This is a genomic window from Ferrimonas kyonanensis DSM 18153, from assembly GCF_000425405.1.
Classification (GTDB): domain Bacteria; phylum Pseudomonadota; class Gammaproteobacteria; order Enterobacterales; family Shewanellaceae; genus Ferrimonas; species Ferrimonas kyonanensis.
Genome location: NZ_KE384363.1, coordinates 80280 through 94414, shown reverse-complemented (window position 1 = coordinate 94414; position 14135 = coordinate 80280). Strand labels below are relative to the sequence as shown.

At 58.8% G+C, this 14135-nt stretch carries 14 protein-coding genes; 12 read left to right on the top strand and 2 right to left on the bottom strand.

The features are described 5' to 3' along the window. From lrp to H598_RS0113885, 12 genes are all read left to right on the top strand, one after another. Window positions 1-507 carry a leucine-responsive transcriptional regulator Lrp gene (gene lrp / locus H598_RS0113940; RefSeq protein ID WP_028113551.1) on the top strand — a complete coding sequence of 169 codons (507 nt, stop codon included), beginning with the start codon at window positions 1-3 and terminating at the stop codon, window positions 505-507. 196 nt (window positions 508-703) lie between these two features. Further along, window positions 704-3325 (top strand): DNA translocase FtsK, encoded by a 2622-nt coding sequence (locus H598_RS0113935; RefSeq protein ID WP_028113550.1) that lies wholly within the window; start codon window positions 704-706, stop codon window positions 3323-3325. 8 nt (window positions 3326-3333) lie between these two features. Beyond that, window positions 3334-3933 carry an outer membrane lipoprotein periplasmic chaperone LolA gene (lolA, locus tag H598_RS0113930; RefSeq protein ID WP_028113549.1) on the top strand — a complete coding sequence of 200 codons (600 nt, stop codon included), beginning with the start codon at window positions 3334-3336 and terminating at the stop codon, window positions 3931-3933. Next, window positions 3930-5258 carry a replication-associated recombination protein A gene (locus tag H598_RS0113925; protein ID WP_028113548.1) on the top strand — a complete coding sequence of 443 codons (1329 nt, stop codon included), beginning with the start codon at window positions 3930-3932 and terminating at the stop codon, window positions 5256-5258. Before lolA ends, H598_RS0113925 begins: the two co-directional genes overlap by 4 nt. Continuing rightward, window positions 5251-5625 (top strand): fluoride efflux transporter CrcB, encoded by a 375-nt coding sequence (gene crcB, locus H598_RS0113920; RefSeq protein WP_028113547.1) that lies wholly within the window; start codon window positions 5251-5253, stop codon window positions 5623-5625. The genes H598_RS0113925 and crcB overlap by 8 nt, the downstream gene beginning before the upstream one ends. A 12-nt stretch (window positions 5626-5637) precedes the next feature. After that, a complete protein-coding gene (gene serS, locus H598_RS0113915; RefSeq protein WP_028113546.1) occupies window positions 5638-6927 on the top strand; it encodes a serine--tRNA ligase in 1290 nt (429 codons plus the stop codon). A gap of 187 nt (window positions 6928-7114) precedes the next feature. Continuing rightward, complete coding sequence (locus H598_RS0113910) at window positions 7115-7405, top strand: hypothetical protein (protein WP_156897056.1); 291 nt, start codon at window positions 7115-7117, stop codon at window positions 7403-7405. A 37-nt stretch (window positions 7406-7442) separates the two neighbouring features. Further along, entirely contained in the window at window positions 7443-8012 is a 570-nt protein-coding gene (locus tag H598_RS0113905) for a ZrgA family zinc uptake protein (protein ID WP_028113544.1), read from the top strand. Window positions 8013-8020: 8 nt separating this feature from the next. Next, window positions 8021-8710, top strand: a complete 690-nt coding sequence (locus H598_RS0113900) for an ATP-binding cassette domain-containing protein (protein WP_028113543.1) — start codon at window positions 8021-8023, stop codon at window positions 8708-8710. Next, window positions 8704-9954 carry an ABC transporter permease gene (locus H598_RS0113895; RefSeq protein WP_028113542.1) on the top strand — a complete coding sequence of 417 codons (1251 nt, stop codon included), beginning with the start codon at window positions 8704-8706 and terminating at the stop codon, window positions 9952-9954. The genes H598_RS0113900 and H598_RS0113895 overlap by 7 nt, the downstream gene beginning before the upstream one ends. 9 nt (window positions 9955-9963) lie before the next feature. Next, complete coding sequence (locus H598_RS0113890; protein WP_028113541.1) at window positions 9964-10464, top strand: DUF3299 domain-containing protein; 501 nt, start codon at window positions 9964-9966, stop codon at window positions 10462-10464. A gap of 149 nt (window positions 10465-10613) precedes the next feature. Beyond that, window positions 10614-11108, top strand: a complete 495-nt coding sequence (locus tag H598_RS0113885) for a GNAT family N-acetyltransferase (RefSeq protein ID WP_028113540.1) — start codon at window positions 10614-10616, stop codon at window positions 11106-11108. Here the strand turns inward: H598_RS0113885 and H598_RS0113880 are convergent, their stop codons facing one another. Both H598_RS0113880 and H598_RS0113875 read right to left on the bottom strand, forming a co-directional pair. Then, complete coding sequence (locus tag H598_RS0113880; protein ID WP_156897055.1) at window positions 11109-11606, bottom strand: DUF6702 family protein; 498 nt, start codon at window positions 11604-11606, stop codon at window positions 11109-11111. After that, window positions 11603-13918: a M1 family metallopeptidase gene (locus H598_RS0113875; RefSeq protein WP_051252779.1), complete on the bottom strand. Its 2316-nt coding sequence runs from the start codon at window positions 13916-13918 to the stop codon at window positions 11603-11605. Before H598_RS0113875 ends, H598_RS0113880 begins: the two co-directional genes overlap by 4 nt. Between the last annotated feature and the right edge of the window lie 217 nt (window positions 13919-14135).

Here is a 14135-nt window from a genome sequence, read left to right as displayed (position 1 = left end):
ATGGCATATAATAAGAAAAAGCCACTCAAAGAGTTGGATAGAATCGACCGCAACATCCTGAATGAACTGCAAAAGGATGGTCGTATCTCCAATGTTGAACTCTCCAAGCGCGTTGGCCTTAGCCCAACACCCTGCCTGGAACGGGTGAAACGTCTTGAGCGTCAAGGCTTTATCCAGGGCTACACCGCACTGGTAAATCCTCATTATCTTGGCGCCTCTTTGTTGGTTTATGTCGAAATCACCCTGAACCGCGATTCCCCAGAAGTGTTCGATAAATTCAACCATTCCGTGATGGCGCTGGATGACATCCAAGAGTGTCACCTGGTCTCCGGTGACTTCGATTACCTTCTGAAGACTCGTGTTAGCGACATGTCCGCCTATCGTCAGCTGTTGTCGGAAACGCTGTTGAAACTGCCCGGTGTAAAAGACACTCGCACCTACGTGGTGATGGAAGAGGTAAAACAGACCAGCCGGGTACTTATTGCCCAGCACAGCGTGCCAGCCTAAGCCCGGTCCCGCTCTGGTTTACCCAAAAAGTGCCTCTTTATGAGGCATTTTTTCGTTTTAGCCGTTCGAGTTTTGCCGGTGGGACGGCCGGCGTCGCCGCCCCCAGATAACTGTATAGATAACCATGCATCAGCGACCGTTGTCTGATATGGTATTCTTTATCGTAATTTAGTTAAGTGCATAAAAGGTAACGAGCTTGAGTGACCAAGCGATTCAGCCCCGTACCCTCAATGGGATTCAGCGGTTGCTGGAAGGTGGGCTGATAGTCTGTTGCGCCCTGGCCCTGTATCTGTTGGCCGCCTTGGGCAGCTTCCATCCGGCGGATCCCGGCTGGAGTCAAACCGCCTGGGACGGGCAGATACATAACCTCATGGGACGGGTGGGCGCCTGGCTTGCCGATCTGCTGTACTTCTCTTTTGGCCTCAGCGCCTGGTCCGTGCCGCTGCTGACCGCGGTAACCGGCTGGCTGATGTTTCGCCGCAGCTACCGCATCGACGAGATCGATTACTTCTCGGTGGCCCTTCGAATAGTTGGTTTATTGTTGATGTTACTGGGGTTTTCTACCCTGGCGTCGATGAATGCCGATGACATTTACTACTTTTCTGCCGGCGGCGTCATTGGTGATGTGATTCGCGATGCCATGTTGCCCTATTTCAACCTGCTGGGCACCACCCTGCTGCTGCTGTGCTTTGTCGGCGCCGGCTTTACCCTGTTTACCGGCTTAAGTTGGGCAACCGTGGTGGAAGCAGTCGGCTTCGGGGTGATTACCGCAGTGACCTGGTTGTGGCGACTGCCGTCGAGGTTGATGAACCGAGACCGCAATGATGACGGTGATGCCGATGAGCTGCTGCAGGTGGCCGAGTCTCATAAGCAGCGCACGTCATCTCAGCCTAAGCCGGGCCGAGCCGGGCCGGTATTGGCCGAAGAGGCACCGGAGTCGGCGGCGACCGACGACGAGCTCTCCGACTGGCTGGATAAGGTGCCGCTGCTGCATCGTTTTGCCTGGTTTAAACGCTTTGTCGAATGGTACGACGAACGGGTGTACGGCCCCCAAGAGGAGCAGGACGAAGCGCTGACGGCCACCGATGAGTCGGTGCCCTTGCCCGAAGCGTTGAAACAGGCGATGGACGGCCCTAGGGCCGAACCAAAGCTAAGCCCGCTGGAACCCTTGCTGCCCGAGACCCTGACTGAACCCTTCCCGGACGAGGCCCCGGCACTGTCGCCTGAGCCGCAGGCCGGGGCGGTGGAACCGGCGCCGAAACCCGCACCGGCGCCGAAAGCGGCGTCAGCGGACCAGCAAGCGCTAACTCCGGCGCAGATGGAAGCCCAGACCCTGATGCCGACGCTGGAACTGTTGGACCGGCCCCATAAGGCGCAGAATCCCATCTCCCAGGAGGAGCTGGATCAGATTGCCCGTTTGGTGGAGCTGAAACTGGCCGATTTCAATGTGGTGGCCAAGGTGGTGGATGTTCACCCCGGCCCGGTGATCACCCGGTTTGAACTGGATCTGGCTCCCGGTGTCAAAGTGTCTAAAATCACCAACCTGGCTAAGGACTTGGCGCGGGCGTTGTCCGCGGTGAGCGTACGGGTGGTGGAGGTGATTCCCGGCAAGTCGGTGATCGGCCTGGAGCTGCCCAACAAGAGCCGTGAAACCGTGTTTATGCGAGACGTGCTCGGCTGCGAACAGTTTGAGCAGTCCAAGTCGAACCTGGCCATGGTGCTGGGGCAGGACATCTCCGGTTATCCGGTGGTGGTCGATCTGGGCAAGATGCCGCACTTGCTGGTGGCGGGTACCACCGGCTCGGGTAAGTCGGTGGGCGTGAACGCGATGATCGTCAGCCTGCTGTACAAGTCGACTCCGGAAGACGTGCGCCTGATCATGATCGATCCCAAGATGCTGGAGTTGTCGGTGTACGAAGGCATTCCACACCTGTTGTGCGAAGTGGTGACCGACATGAAAGAGGCGGCCAATGCCCTGCGCTGGTGTGTAGGGGAGATGGAGCGCCGGTATAAATTGATGTCGGCCATGGGGGTGCGAAACCTCAAGGGCTACAACGCCAAGATTCTGGAAGCCCAGCAGCAGGGGCAGCCGTTGACGGATCCGTTCTGGCAACCCACCGACAGCATGGATCTGCAACCGCCGGAGTTGGAGAAGTTGCCGTCGATTGTGGTGGTGGTGGATGAGTTTGCCGACATGATGATGATCGTCGGCAAGAAGGTGGAAGAGCTGATTGCTCGAATCGCCCAAAAGGCCCGGGCTGCCGGGATTCACTTGATTCTGGCGACCCAGCGTCCGTCGGTGGATGTGATTACCGGCCTGATTAAGGCCAACATACCGACTCGGATCGCCTTCCAGGTGTCCAGCCGGGTGGATTCACGGACCATTTTGGATCAGCAGGGTGCCGAGCAGTTGCTGGGCCAGGGTGACATGCTGTACCTGCCGCCCGGTACCGGTGTGCCGGTGCGGGTTCACGGCGCCTTTGTGGATGATCACGAAGTGCATCGGGTGGTGGCAGATTGGTGCGCCCGGGGCAAGCCCAATTACATCGAAGAGATTCTGGCCGGAGAAAGCGGCGGTGAACAGGTGCTGCTGCCGGGAGAGAGTTCCGATTCCGAGGCTGAGAAAGACGCACTTTACGACGAGGCGGTGGCTTTTGTGATTGAGTCACGCCGGGCGTCCATCTCCAGTGTTCAGCGCAAGCTGAAGATTGGCTATAACCGCGCTGCCAGAATGGTGGAGGAGATGGAGCAAAGTGGCCTGGTGAGCGCGCCGGGGCACAACGGAAACCGAGAAGTGCTGGTACCAGCACGACAGTGAGAGGTTGAATGAAACGAATTGCAATCGCGGTGGCATTGTTGCCACTGCTGGCCCACGCCGATGCTCAGCAGAACCTGAAGCAGAAACTGGATAACCTGAGTCAGTTTCAGGCCGAATTTCAGCAGCAGGTCTTCGACGAGGACAGTAACCTGATTCAAACCGGCCAGGGCAAATTGGCGCTGCGGGCGCCGGACCGGTTTTTGTGGCAGTTGACCGCACCGGAAGAGAGCCTGTTGGTGGCCGACGGCGAGGCGGTGTGGGTGTATGAGCCGCTGATGGAATCGGTGTCGGTGTACCGTCAGGACGACGCCATTGCCCAGACCCCGTTGACCATATTGACCCGTACCGATGAGCAAGCCTGGCAACGCTACCAGTTTAGCCAGCGTGGCGATTGTTTTGATGCCGAGCCCAAGGACGAGGACAGTCATGTGCGCAAGATGTCGGTGTGTTTTGCCGGTGAGACCATCACCTCGTTGGCCATGACCGACAGCCAGGCGGTGCGCAGTGAGTTTGCACTGACCAACTTCTCTACTGCCCCTCTGGCGGATACGATGTTTGTTTTTGACGCCCCCGAGGGGACCGAGATCGACGATCAGCGCGGGCAATGAGTACTCTGAATCTGGACTTCAGCCCCGATTTTCGGCCACTGGCGGCGCGGATGCGTCCCAGCAAGCTGGAGCATTACATCGGTCAGGAGCACCTGTTTGCCAAGGGAAAGCCGCTGCGACAGGCACTGGAGGCCGGCAAGGCTCACTCGATGATTCTATGGGGCCCGCCAGGCACCGGCAAGACCACCCTGGCCGAGTTGGTGGCCGAGTACAGCAACGCGCACGTCGAGCGCATCTCGGCGGTAACCTCCGGGGTGAAAGAGATCCGCGATGCCATTGCCAAAGCCAAGGACATCGCTCAGGCCCATGGCCGCCGAACCTTGCTGTTTGTGGACGAAGTGCATCGCTTCAACAAGAGCCAACAGGACGCCTTCCTGCCCTTTATCGAAGACGGCACGGTGATCTTCGTTGGTGCCACCACCGAGAACCCGTCGTTTGAGGTCAACAGTGCACTGTTGTCGCGAGCCCGGGTGTATGTGATCAAAAAGCTCTCCACCGACGCCATTAAGCGCATTGTCTGTGAGGCGGTGGCGGATGAAGAACGCGGGCTGGGTAAGCAACAGGTGGTGCTGCCACAAGAGGTGGCTCAGGCGTTGGCCGAACTGGTGGATGGCGATGCCCGCCGAGCGCTGAATCTGCTGGAACTGATGGTGGACATGAGCGACGGTGCGCCGCTGACCCTGTCGCATTTGGCGGACGTGGCCGGTGAACCCATCGCCCGCTACGACAATAAGGGCGATCAGTATTACGACTTGATTTCGGCGGTGCACAAATCCGTACGGGGCAGCAATCCCGATGGCGCCTTGTATTGGTTCTGCCGCATCCTGGAGGGTGGCGGTGATCCGCTGTACGTGGCTCGACGTTTGCTGGCCATCGCCTCAGAAGACGTCGGTAATGCCGATCCTCGCGCCATGGAGATCGCCTTAAACGCCTGGGATTGTTTCCATCGGGTGGGGCCGGCCGAAGGGGAGCGGGCCATCGCCCAGGCGATCGTCTATCTGGCCGCCGCACCTAAGAGCAATGCCGTCTATACCGCCTTCAAAGCTGCGCGGGTGGCCGCCAGGGAAACTGGGCATCTGGAGGTGCCGGTGCACCTGAGAAACGCCCCGACCAAGTTGATGGCGAATCTGGGCTATGGTGCCGAGTACCGTTATGCCCACGATGAACCCGGAGCCTATGCCGCCGGCGAGGCCTACCTGCCGCCGGAACTGGCGCAGCAACAATTTTATCAGCCAACGGATCGTGGGCTGGAGAGGAAAATTAAGGAAAAATTGGCTCATTTGGCGGATTTAGACCGTCTAAGCGAGAACAAACGCTATGAATAACCTGATCGCTGTGGCTTTTGGTGGCGCAGTGGGAGCGAGCGCACGTTATGGCATATCACTAATGGCCATAAAGCTATTCGGAACTGGCTTTCCCTTTGGTACACTGATGGTAAATTGCATCGGCTCTCTGATCATGGGGGCGCTTTATGCGTGGGGCGACGTTTCCGATCTGCCTCCGGCCTTGAAAGCCTTCATTGGGGTTGGCATGTTAGGTGCGTTAACCACCTTCTCGACCTTCTCCAATGAGTCCATTCTGTTAATGCAGGAAGGATTCTGGATTAAAGCCATGTTGAATGTGTTGCTGAACGTCGGCCTCTGTCTGTTGATGGTGCTGTGCGGTCAGCAACTGGTTTATGCACGAATTTAAAATAAGAGCGATATGTTAGACAGCAAATACCTACGTGCCGACCTCGAGCAAACCGCCGAGCGTCTGGCAACTCGTGGCTACATCCTGGATGTGGCTCGTTTGACCAAACTGGATGAACAGCGTAAAGCGCTGCAGGTCGAAACTCAGGAACTGCAAGCTGAACGTAACAGTCGCTCGAAGTCGATCGGACAGGCCAAGGCCCGCGGTGAAGACATCGAGCCATTGCTGGCCGAAGTGGCTTCCATGGGCGATAAGCTGGCCGCCACCAAGGCGGAACAAGACAAACTGCTGGAGGAGTGGGACAGCATCGTTGCTGGCATTCCTAACCTGCCGGACGCCTCTTGCCCCATCGGTGCCGATGAAGATGAAAACGTCGAAGTCAGCCGCTGGGGCGAGCCGCGCCAGTTTGATTTTGACATCAAGGATCATGTCGATGTCGGTGAAGGCGTCAACGGCCTGGACTTTGGTGCCGCCGCCAAGTTGTCTGGTGCCCGTTTTATCGTGATGAAAGGGCAGGTGGCCCGCATGCATCGCGCCCTGGCCCAGTACATGCTGGATCTGCATACCCAGGAGCACGGTTACACCGAGATGTACGTACCGCTGTTGGTGAACCCGGACAGCCTGCGCGGCACCGGTCAGTTGCCAAAGTTTGGTGAAGACCTGTTCCATACCGAGCAGCTGGAAGAGGACACCGATCGTCGCCTGAGCCTGATCCCAACCGCCGAGGTGCCACTGACCAACATGGCTCGCGATGAGATCATCGAAGCCAAAGATATGCCGGTCAAACTGACGGCTCATACACCTTGCTTCCGCAGTGAAGCCGGTGCGTCCGGTCGTGATACCCGCGGCCTGATCCGCCAGCACCAGTTCGACAAGGTTGAGCTGGTTCAGTTGAGCAAGCCGTCCGAATCGATGGCCGCCCTGGAACAGCTGACCGGTCATGCCGAGCAGATCCTGAAGAATCTGAACCTGCCTTACCGTAAGGTGGTGCTGTGCACCGGTGACATGGGCTTTGGCTCCACCAAAACCTACGATCTGGAAGTGTGGGTACCCAGCCAGGACAAGTACCGTGAGATCTCCTCCTGTTCCAACATGGGCGATTTCCAGGCTCGTCGCATGAAGGCGCGCTGGCGTAACCCGGACACCGGTAAGCCAGAGCTGCTGCACACCCTGAATGGCTCAGGCCTGGCGGTGGGACGCACCCTGGTGGCCATCCTGGAAAACAACCAGCAGGCTGACGGTCGCATTGAGATTCCAGAAGTATTGCGCCCTTACATGGGCGGTTTGACCCACATCGGTTAAACGGCAGCGAGTTGCCTGTCAAAAGCCCGGCATCGAGCCGGGCTTTTTGCATTGTGGCGCCCGTGTCGAGGCGTCTGGTGACGCGTCCGCTTACAACTCAGGGCTGTTGCCGATCTGCCGCTAATGGTATAAGTCGTCTACTATTTTAAGAACTTTTTAGCCTGATTATGTGTGCATGCCTGTGCCGATGACCCGACTCCCCATCAGGGCGGTCGCCCTGTTGCTGCTGCTGTGGACAGTCAGCCTGTCGATGCTGGCCAGCCAGGGGCTGGAGGAGTCGCTGCACCATCATGAGGCCGGCGTGCCTTGTGCCCATGCGCTGCTGATCGATCACTGGTTTCAGGCTGCGGCAACGCCGTCTTGCCACTGGCCGGCCCTGCCAATGGTGGCGACAGTCACCGCGAATGAGTCTTGGCCAACCCTGCACCTGTTTCAGTGCAACAGCGGTAATCGCGACCCTCCTGCCACTCCGTCCTGATTGAACCTAATCTTCAAATCCCAAGACGGAGTTATTTATGCAAACCCAAGTTGTATTCGGCCGTATGGCCCTGGTGCTGTGCCTGGCCCCCATGTCGCTGTCCAGTTGGGCATCGGAGCATGAGCACCACCACCATGAGCACCACCATGATTTCGAATCCCATCAGGCCCATGTTCATGGCGCAGGCTTATTAACCCTGGTTCAGGATCAGCAATTGCTGCAGCTGAGCCTGGAGGTGGACACCCACTCGCTGTGGGGCTTTGAACACGCCCCGACCAATGCTGACGAGCAGCAGAGAGTCGCTCAGGCGCTGTCGAACCTGGAGGCGGGACACCGGCTGTTTAGCCTGTCCCCGGACGCCCAGTGCCAGCCTGATGGCGTGTCTGTCGAGCGCCCCCTGGGCCTGGATGAGCCATCGGCGCAGGATCATATGGACCTGCAGGTGCAATGGCAGTGGCGCTGTGCTTCCCCGGCGGCGTTGACCCAGGTGACGGTGCGGCTGTTTGACCAGTTTCCCGAGCTGAGTCAGTTGACGGTGCAACGGTTGACGCCAACGGGCAGTGGTGGCGGGCAGTTGGATCGCCAGCATGTCACTCTCGACTGGTAGGGGGGGGCATGACTCGATTGGTCATTGAAGGACTCAGTTACCGCTGGGCCGGTAGCGAGCGCAGCCTGAAGGTGGCGCAGATGTCACTGCAGCCGGGAGAGCGGGTGTTGCTGCAGGGGGCCTCAGGCAGTGGCAAGTCCACCCTGCTCAATCTGGTGAGCGGGGTGCTGCCCGGCTACCAGGGGCGACTGGATGTGGACGGCACCTCGCTTGGGTCGTTGTCGGCCGTTGCCCGGGATCGGTTGCGGGCCGAATCCATGGGCATTATTTTTCAACAATTTAACCTGTTGCCTTACCTGAGTGTGGCAGAAAATGTGTTGCTGCCATTGCGATTTTCTAAGCCGCGGCGTCACCGCGCCGGTAATGCCGAAGGGGAGACGGCGCGACTGCTGCAGGCGATGGAGCTGGATAAATCACTGCTGTCACAGCCAGTGACCCGGTTGTCGGTGGGGCAGCAACAGCGGGTGGCCGCCGCCCGCGCGCTGATCGGTGCGCCAGGCCTGATTTTGGCGGATGAGCCGACGTCGGCCCTGGATCCGACCGCCAGGGATCGATTCCTGGCGCTGCTGACCGAGCAATGCGCGCTTTGCGGCTCGGCGCTGTTGCTGGTCAGTCATGACCCGGCCGTAAGCCGAGTGGTCGACCGAAGTTATCGGCTTGTCGAGGGTGCCCTGGGCACAGAGGTACTGCCATGCTGACCTTGATGGCTCGTAGCCTGTCCAACCGACGCACCAGTGTCGGCCTGACTTTGCTGGTGATCACCTTGTCTGTGGCCCTGTTCATTGGCGTAGAGATGGTCCGCACTCAGGCCAGACAGAGCTTTGCCAACACCATCTCCGGGACCGATCTGGTGGTCGGTGCCCGCAGCGGCAGTATTAACCTGTTGCTCTATTCTGTGTTTCGTCTTGGGGATGCCACCAACAACATTGGTTATGACACCTATCGGCGCCTGGCTTCCACCAAAGGGATCGCCTGGACCATTCCCTTGTCCCTGGGAGACTCACACCGAGGCTACCGGGTGGTGGGGACGAACCTGGACTATTTCCGTTACTACCGCTTTGGCCAGGGGCAATCGTTGAGCCTGGCAAAGGGAGTGCCTTTCAGCGGCTTGTTCGAGGTGGTGCTGGGGTCTGAAGTGGCCGCTAAACTCGGCTATCAGCTCGAAGATGAGCTGGTGTTGGCCCACGGCGCCGGCGGATCGGTCAGTTTTTCCAAACACGACGAGATGCCATTTCGTGTCGTCGGCGTGCTGGCGCCGACGGGCACACCGGTGGACCGCAGCCTGCATGTTTCCCTGGAGGCGATTGAGGCGATTCACCTTGGTTGGCAGGGGGGCAGTCGCCGCTATGCGGTGAGTGGCGAACAAGCGGCTGAGTACGATTTGACCCCCAAAACCCTGACGGCATTTCTGGTCGGACTGGACAGCAAACTGCAACTGCTTGGCGTACAACGTGCCATCAACACCAATCGCAGCGAGCCGCTGTCGGCGATTTTGCCGGGACTGGCGCTGTCGCAACTGTGGGCGCTGTTATCACAAGGGGAGCGGGCGCTGGCGATTGTTTCCGGCTTTGTGGTGGCGGTGGGGCTGATTGGCATGCTGACTACACTGCTGGCCAGCCTGGGTGAGCGGCGGCGAGAAATTGCGATTCTGCGGGCGATGGGCGCCGGGCCCAGGCACATTTTCCTGTTGTTGTGGGGCGAGGCGGCCTTGCTCAGTCTGGTGGGTACGCTACTGGGCTACCTGCTGGCTCAGCTCGGGGTGTTGGCTCTGTCGCCGTGGGCTCGGTCCAATTACGGGTTGGAGTTAAGTTTGGGTCTGCCTGCAAACTCTGTCCTGTGGATGATGGTGGCGGTGCAGATAGCAGGCAGCCTGGCAGGGGTGTTGCCCGCCTGGCGGGCATATCGTCAAACCCTGAATGATGGCCTGACTCAAAGGTTGTAAGGAGAGTAGATGAAAGCACGATATCTGGCAGTGGCTTTTTTGGCCTTGCTGAGCCAGCTGGCTCAGGCGGAACCCCGAGTACTGGAGTGGGACGCATTGATTCCTCAGGAGGAGCGAGACAATCCGCCGCCGCCGCCCTCGGCGGCCATTCATCCGATGTTTGCTGATGAGTCGGCACCCATCGATTGGGTTCAGACCTACGGCAAGGTGGTTAGCGAACTCAATGGCAAAGAGGTACGCCTGGCAGGGTTTGTGGTGCCCCTGGAAGGGGACGGTGAACTGGTGACTGAGTTCTTGCTGGTGCCTTACTACGGCGCCTGCATTCATGTGCCGCCACCGCCCACCAACCAGATCGTCTACGTCAGTTACCCGCAGGGGTTGCCTCAGGACATCGTCTGGGATGCCATCTGGGTAACCGGGACTCTCAGTGCCGTGACTTACGACATGGAGACGTTTGCCGCTGGCTACTCGCTTAAGGCCAGCATGGCCAACCCCTATGACGAGGGCTAGCCGTTGACGTTGGCACAGTCGTCCGGCGACTGCCCCTGCCTTTGCTTTAGAGGCAGGGGTTACCCCAGCCTGTGGTTGTAAAGCCTTTGAAATCGTGAGAGAAAGAGAGGTCTTAAACCCAAAGAGATGCGCCAATTGAGGAACGCTGCATGCTGATTCGAGCCCCCAGACCCGCCGATGCCGCCGACATCGCCCAGGCCATGTCGGCCCCCAGTTGCTATGGCAATACTCTGCAGCTGCCTTACCCAACCGAGGAGATGTGGCAAAAGCGAATCACGGATTCGCCGGAGCATGTGCACTTTCTGGTGGTGGAGCTGGATGGCCGGGTGGTAGCCAGCGGTGCGCTGGAGCAGTGCACGGCACCGCGGCGGCGCCATGTGGCCAATCTGGGGATGTCGGTGGCGCCGGAGGTGCAAGGGCAGGGGATAGGCACCGCGCTGTTGATGGCCCTGCTGGATCTGGCCGACAACTGGCTGGCCTTGCGGCGCATCGAGCTGGAGGTGTATGCGGACAATCCCGTGGCGCAGGCACTGTATCGCAAACAGGGATTTGAGCTGGAGGGCCGTGCCCGGGATTACGCCTTCAGGGACGGCCACTACGTGGATGCGCTGATAATGGCCCGGGTTCGCACTCCGGGCCAATGATCATTGCAGATTCAGGCGCAGGGTGGCCGCCGGTTGGCGGCGATCCAGTTGCCATGTCTGCAGCGAATTTTGCCCCTGCAGTGTCAGGGTGTTGACCTGAGAGGGCTCCAGTTCGAACAGCAGGGTGACGCCGACGCGAACCCCCTGGCTGATCTGCGCGCGCAACCGGTCGGTGAGCGGCAGCTCCTGATAGAGCCACAGATCCCGAACGTCCGACTCCTGACCAACCCACTGAGGGGCAATGACCTGATCATCGCCGTCGAGCAGCACGTAGTGCTGTTTCAGGTAGGCCTGCAGCCGAGCCTCGTTGCCCTCGAACTCCTCATCGGCCTGCAGGGCCAGCGCCGCACTCATGTCATGGGCACTGTATCGGTGGACGATCTCCAGGCTGGCACCATCGGCACTTAGAGTCATCTGGGTCATGCCGAAGTGGTAGCGGTGGCTCCAGCAGGGCAGAGCCAGCACCGCCAGCAACAGTGTCGCTATAAGCCGTCTCATGAGTGGCCTTTATCTTCAGTGGCATCCTTTAAGGCTTCCCGATGTTTCTGCATCATGTTTTTCTTTTTCTTCTCCTTAAACAGCTGCAATCGAGATGGCTGAATTTGGCGCGGAAAGTGGTTGTTGCTGGTATCCACATCGGCGGTTTGCCAATGGGGATCCACCACCACCTGAGTCAGTTGTTTGTCCTTAGGGCGAATCAGCATACTGGTGACCTGGCTGGCATTCTTTACCCAAATCTCGGCGGGCAGAGTCAGATGCTCGCGGCTGCCATCGTCGTAGCTGAGCTCAAGCAGGATCGGCATCACCAGCCCGCCTCGGTTGCTGAAATCCAGCAGGTACACGGTGTGATCGTCTTTCAGCAACTCGCGCTCAAAAGGCTCCAGCTTGTCGAGATCTTCGCGATAGGTGTTGCGATCCGCATTGGTGGCGGTGAACTTGTCGTGCTCGTTGTAGAAGTCGAACAGTTCCGGTTTGCCGTCAGTAAAGCGGCTCATGCCCTGATTGCGGCGATCGGTGATGGTTTCCGGCTTGTCCTGTTCCTGTTGACGTTGCCACTGAGACTCGATGTCGGGATCCTGAGTGTTGACGCTGAACTGGCGTACGTCGTCGATGCTGATGTCGACGTGATCCGTGGTGTAGAACCAGCCGCGCCAGAACCAGTCCAGATCCACGCCGGAGGCGTCTTCCATGGTGCGGAAGAAGTCCGCCGGCATGGGGCGTTTGAATTTCCAGCGTTCGGCATACTCGCGAAACGCGAAGTCAAACAAGTCTCGGCCGAGGATGGTTTCGCGTAAAATGTTGAGGGCGGTGGCCGGCTTGGAGTAGGCATTATTGCCAAACTGCAGAATCGATTCTGAGTTGGACATGATCGGTACCTGGCCGTCGCTCTTCATGTAGCCGGTGATGTGGCGGGGTTCGCCGCCTTTGGAAGGGTAGTCGGCCTCCCAGCTTTGTTCCGCCAGATACTGGACAAAGGTGTTGATGCCTTCATCCATCCAGGTCCACTGACGCTCGTCGGAGTTGACGATCATCGGGAAGTAATTGTGGCCGACTTCGTGAATGATCACCGTGATCAGGCCGTACTTGGTGCGCCTGGACCAGGTACGGTCGCTGCGATCCTCTTTATTGATCTCCGGTCTGGGGCCGTTAAAGGAGATCATCGGGTATTCCATGCCACCCACCGGGCCGTTAACCGAGATGGCGACCGGATAGGGGTAGTCGAAGCTGTAGCGGTTGTAGACCCCAAGCGTGTGGATGATGGCAGCGGTGGAATACTGGTCCCATAAAGGGGTCGCTTCCTCGGGGTAGAACGACATCGCCAGGGTATCGGTGCCACCCTGTTTGAAACCCTGTGCATCCCAGAGGAACTTGCGTGATGATGCCCAGGCGAAATCGCGCACGTTCTCGGCCTTGAAACGCCAGGTTTTATTGGCGGTTGCCCGGCGTTTTTCATTGGCCAGCGCTTCATCCAGGGTAATGATCTTGATCGGTTTGTCGGCTGTTTTTGCCCGCTGTAACCGCTGCCGTTGAGTCTCGGTCAATACCTGCTGTGGGTTGGTAAGCTGGCCGGTGGCGCTGACGATGTGGTCGGCGGGCACGGTAATGCTGACGTCGTAGTCGCCAAACTCCAGGGTGAACTCTCCGTGACGCAGGAAGGGCTTGTTATGCCAGCCATGGGCATCGCTGTACACCGCCATGCGGGGGAACCACTGAGCCACTTCGTACAGGTAGTTGTCGTCCCGCTCAAAATACTCGTAGCCCGAGCGACCCCCGAGGGCCTTTTGCTCATGAATCTGATATTGCCAGTGGATGGTGAGGTCGGTGCTCTGACCCGGTTCCAGCGGCGCGGCGAGATCGACCCGCATCATGGTATCAACCACGGTATAGGGCAATGGCTGGCCCTGGCCATCGGCCACCAGGGACAGGGTCACGCCGGCCGGGTGAGTCTGGGTCTTCAGGGCACGGCGGTAACTGCCCATGTCGATGCGATTGGCTTGGTCGCCTTCGCGGGCAACATCGACCGTTCGCATGCGGTTGGCCAGAGAATCCTGGCGGAATTTATTTTGATCCAGTGCAACCCACAGATAGCGCAATCGGTCCGGGGAGTGGTTTTGATAGTGGATGGTCTCTTTACCCGACAACGACTGGTTGGCATCGTCCAGAGTGACCTGAATGCGGTAGTCGGCCTGCTGTTGCCAGTACTGGTGGCCGGGCTGGCCGGATGCGGTTCGATAGACCGTCGGGGTGGGCAGCAGTTCATCCAGTTGACGGAAAGGGTCGGAGGCAACCGACAATGGATCGGCCGCCATGGCGACTGAACCGACCAGAGACAGCCCTAGCAAAAGAGATCGAAATGACACGCGGTGTTCCTGTTGTAATTTATTGTTGCGGATAGACGCAGAGGAGCGGCAAAAATACCACAGCTTGTTTACGGTTTCTAAACCGGTTTGCGACAGAGGGCGTATCCATGATGGCCTGAACTGGGTTCGACACCAGACCCTGCTGTTCGGTGGCCAGGGAAAAGCG

Coding starts and splice junctions, on each gene's coding strand:
- lrp (WP_028113551.1), top strand. CDS start 1: ATGGCATATAATAAGAAAAAGCCACTCAAAGAGTTGGATAGAATCGAC.
- lolA (WP_028113549.1), top strand. CDS start 3,334: ATGAAACGAATTGCAATCGCGGTGGCATTGTTGCCACTGCTGGCCCAC.
- H598_RS0113925 (WP_028113548.1), top strand. CDS start 3,930: ATGAGTACTCTGAATCTGGACTTCAGCCCCGATTTTCGGCCACTGGCG.
- crcB (WP_028113547.1), top strand. CDS start 5,251: ATGAATAACCTGATCGCTGTGGCTTTTGGTGGCGCAGTGGGAGCGAGC.
- serS (WP_028113546.1), top strand. CDS start 5,638: ATGTTAGACAGCAAATACCTACGTGCCGACCTCGAGCAAACCGCCGAG.
- H598_RS0113910 (WP_156897056.1), top strand. CDS start 7,115: ATGACCCGACTCCCCATCAGGGCGGTCGCCCTGTTGCTGCTGCTGTGG.
- H598_RS0113905 (WP_028113544.1), top strand. CDS start 7,443: ATGCAAACCCAAGTTGTATTCGGCCGTATGGCCCTGGTGCTGTGCCTG.
- H598_RS0113900 (WP_028113543.1), top strand. CDS start 8,021: ATGACTCGATTGGTCATTGAAGGACTCAGTTACCGCTGGGCCGGTAGC.
- H598_RS0113895 (WP_028113542.1), top strand. CDS start 8,704: ATGCTGACCTTGATGGCTCGTAGCCTGTCCAACCGACGCACCAGTGTC.
- H598_RS0113890 (WP_028113541.1), top strand. CDS start 9,964: ATGAAAGCACGATATCTGGCAGTGGCTTTTTTGGCCTTGCTGAGCCAG.
- H598_RS0113885 (WP_028113540.1), top strand. CDS start 10,614: ATGCTGATTCGAGCCCCCAGACCCGCCGATGCCGCCGACATCGCCCAG.
- H598_RS0113880 (WP_156897055.1), bottom strand. CDS start 11,606: ATGAGACGGCTTATAGCGACACTGTTGCTGGCGGTGCTGGCTCTGCCC.
- H598_RS0113875 (WP_051252779.1), bottom strand. CDS start 13,918: ATGGCGGCCGATCCATTGTCGGTTGCCTCCGACCCTTTCCGTCAACTG.